The organism is Arthrobacter sp. MYb214, from assembly GCF_002979865.1.
Classification (GTDB): Bacteria; Actinomycetota; Actinomycetes; order Actinomycetales; family Micrococcaceae; genus Glutamicibacter.
In genome coordinates, this window is the sequence record NZ_PCPZ01000014.1 from 1 (window position 1) to 2,882 (window position 2,882).

The window sequence follows — 2,882 nt, forward strand, 5'->3', positions numbered from 1 at the left end:
GGTCACCGCCGGACTTAACTTGAGTAGATGGTTTGAGGCCCTGGTACCGTTTGGTGCCGGGGCCTCACCTGTTTAACGGGAAGGGGAGGGGGAATTAGGCAGCTGGTGCTGCCTGGTTCCTCCTCCCCTTCTGCTTTAACGAGCTTGAGTGCTGGCCGCTAGCGCAGACCGCTCAAGGAACGACCAGGCAGGCATGGGGTTGTGAATGCAGCCATGGCTAAGCTGTGTCCCGATGTCGGACTCGCTTGAAGCGACTAAGCAGACGGCGTGGCCCTGGACCTCCGTGGCTCACTACGGGAGAGAACGCCCGCTCCGTTGCAGGTGCTTTATCCGATGGGTTCTGGTCCGCCAATCGGCAAGATCCTGCCTTTTGATGCCTCTGACAATCGATTGCTTGCACCTGGCTATCATTTCGGTAACTTGTTGCCGATTCTTGCTCCATACTGAATGATAGTGAGCAGAATGTCGCCAATCGGCGAAATGCTGCCGGAAGAGGATCCTTCATGAATTCAGTGACTGAGCTAGGGGCCGAATTGCAGCGCGTTAGAAAACAGAATGGCCTGACGCAGGAACAGCTGGCTGAATTAGCTGGCATCTCCGAACGTACGCTGCGCTCCATAGAACGAGGGGCGGGAAACCCCTCCATTGAAGCGGTGCTCTCCGTCGCGAATGTACTCGGCCTTCGAATTCGCGTGGCCAAATGAAGCCGCAACTCCAAGAGCTCAAGCTTGTTACCAAGGCTGACGTCTACTGCAACGTAAACCTCGCCGGCACTCTAGCCAGACAGTCCGACGGAAGCGTGGCCTTCAGCTATAACAAGGACTACCTTGCACATGGTGGCGCGGGCATTGCGACATCTTTGCCAGCTTCCCCGGAGGCATATGTGGGGCCTGGGGGCGCGTTGCCATCGTTCTTCTCGGGACTATTGCCCGAAGGCCATCGCCTGACCGTTCTCAAGGACGCAACTAAGACCAGCATCTCTGACGAGTTGACTCTGCTGATGGCAGTGGGCGCCGATACTCCAGGCAATGTACGCGTTGTTCCGGAAGGATCAGCACTGGAGCAAACCCCCGTGGTTGCTGAATTCAGCAGCACGGCCGAACTCGACTTCTCGGTCCTCGCGCGCACCTTGGACCGCCACTCGATCCCCGGCGTGCAAGACAAGATCAGCGCAACCATGCTGACAACACCAGTGGAGTTCAAGAACAGCGCCTATCTGCTCAAGCTTGATCCCCGGGATCATCCGCATTTGGTCGTTAATGAGGCGCAGCACCTGAAAGCAGCGCGATTGCTCAAACTTCCGGTCGCAAACAATCGGCTAGTACTGGATTCCACTGGGAGTCCGGGGCTGCTGGTCGAGAGGTTCGATCGCGAGGGTGTCGAGGGGGCGGATAGTCCCACGCGTTTGGCGTTGGAAGATGCCATGCAGGTATTGAACCTTCCGCCGGCAAGCAAGTATGCAGTGAGCACGGAACAAGCTATTGAAGCCTTAGCGCTGCAGTGCCAGGCTCCGGTGCTCGCCAGGCGCAATCTATACATTCAGTTCGTCTTTGCGTGGCTAACTGGCAACGGCGACTTGCATGGAAAGAACGTCTCGATTCTGGCGGACTTGCATGGACGGTTTAATGTAGCGCCCATCTACGACATCCCATGCACCCTGGTCTACGGCGATGACACCATGGCTTTGACTGTTGCCGGCAAGGCTAAGAATCTGAAGAAGAAGCACTGGGCGGAGCTTGCAAGGGTGCTCGGCTTGGCTGACCGGGCCACGCAGTCAGCGAACCAGTTGGCATTGAAAGCCGCATTGACTGTGGATCTCAGCGAGTTGCCTTTTGAAGGTTCACCTTTGCGTGGTGCGCAACGAGAACTCAGGTTCCGGCGCATGGAGCTGCAGTAGGCGTCTGAGCGGGACAAGTTAGTCTGCGAGCAACGTGAACGCAGGCAGCTGACTATTCTGGCTTTTCTTCGCTTGCCCCTTAAGGCCAGCCGTCCATGATGGATAGACGCGGAAACCGCGCTTGCCTGGAGCCGATGCTGAGGCGAAGACGCCCAGCTCCTCGAGGTGCTGTTGAGTAAAGCGGAAGACGCCGAAACAGCCGGCTTCCTCGATAAAGACCATAACTCCGCGCAGTCCCTCTTCGGATTCGTAGGGGGCAGTAGTCCCAGTTTCGTCCCGATGCCATATGGCTACGAACCCACCTGGCTTTGTTGGCGTGATCCTTGCGGTCCTGATCCGCCACCGCTGTCCGTCAAGCTCAGTTACCCCGGCTTGATAATCGCTCTGCTGTTCTTCGGGAGTCACCTCGCCATACGATTGCCCAGTGAGGTGGCAATAGCGTTCCAACGCCGTGAACTTCATAGACTTCATCCTGTATTCGGTAGATCATCAAGTGGAGTGGCAGCGATCGAAATATCGCTGCTATTCACCGTAGCCGAGGGTGGTGCTTACGTAGCACTGCAAGACCTGTATTGGGCCGGCATTAATGCCGACTGCTCTAGGTAGTCATTGCGCTGATGCCGCCTTGGCCGTCACGCGCATGGAACCTCCAGATGCATCGTTTCGCCATGTGCGTTCTCTTCTTGTGCCTTGCTCAGACGCACGCATGCGCCCGCATCGTCTAATCGGCTGATGTGGGCACAATTCATTGGGTTCGCGTATATGCGTACGCTTCTCAAGGGTTCAATAAACTCGCTAGGTACAGGCGCTGATGCTCTGTGCAGCTGCGAAATAATGTTTACGCGCTCAGCCCTAGCTCGGTAATAATTGCCAGCGATTGGGCACATGGAAAGAGCCGAATCAGCAGTTCCGGAATTAAGTGTGCACGGTCACCGTCAAAAACCACCCACCCGATTTGCAGGACCCCCAAAACCTGTGTATAGTT

Annotated in this window: 3 protein-coding genes; 2 read left to right on the top strand and 1 reads right to left on the bottom strand. The window is 56.5% G+C overall.

Annotation, left to right across the window (positions count from 1 at the left end):
* The first annotated feature begins 503 nt into the window (after positions 1–503).
* Positions 504–704, top strand: coding sequence for a helix-turn-helix transcriptional regulator (locus CQ012_RS17300; protein WP_105662736.1), 201 nt, complete (start codon positions 504–506; stop codon positions 702–704).
* The gene (locus CQ012_RS17305) at positions 701–1,897 is read left to right on the top strand and encodes a type II toxin-antitoxin system HipA family toxin (RefSeq protein ID WP_105662737.1); all 1,197 of its coding nucleotides are present in this window, start codon (positions 701–703) and stop codon (positions 1,895–1,897) included. Before CQ012_RS17300 ends, CQ012_RS17305 begins: the two co-directional genes overlap by 4 nt.
* A gap of 18 nt (positions 1,898–1,915) precedes the next feature.
* Here CQ012_RS17305 and CQ012_RS17310 read toward each other — a convergent pair whose 3' ends face one another.
* The gene (locus CQ012_RS17310; protein WP_038993720.1) at positions 1,916–2,359 is read right to left on the bottom strand and encodes a MepB family protein; all 444 of its coding nucleotides are present in this window, start codon (positions 2,357–2,359) and stop codon (positions 1,916–1,918) included.
* Between the last annotated feature and the right edge of the window lie 523 nt (positions 2,360–2,882).

What these genes read in the sequence shown, in the direction of transcription:
- CQ012_RS17300 (WP_105662736.1), top strand. Translation starts at nt 504, where the DNA reads ATGAATTCAGTGACTGAGCTAGGGGCCGAATTGCAGCGCGTTAGAAAA.
- CQ012_RS17310 (WP_038993720.1), bottom strand. Translation starts at nt 2,359, where the DNA reads ATGAAGTTCACGGCGTTGGAACGCTATTGCCACCTCACTGGGCAATCG.
- CQ012_RS17305 (WP_105662737.1), top strand. Translation starts at nt 701, where the DNA reads ATGAAGCCGCAACTCCAAGAGCTCAAGCTTGTTACCAAGGCTGACGTC.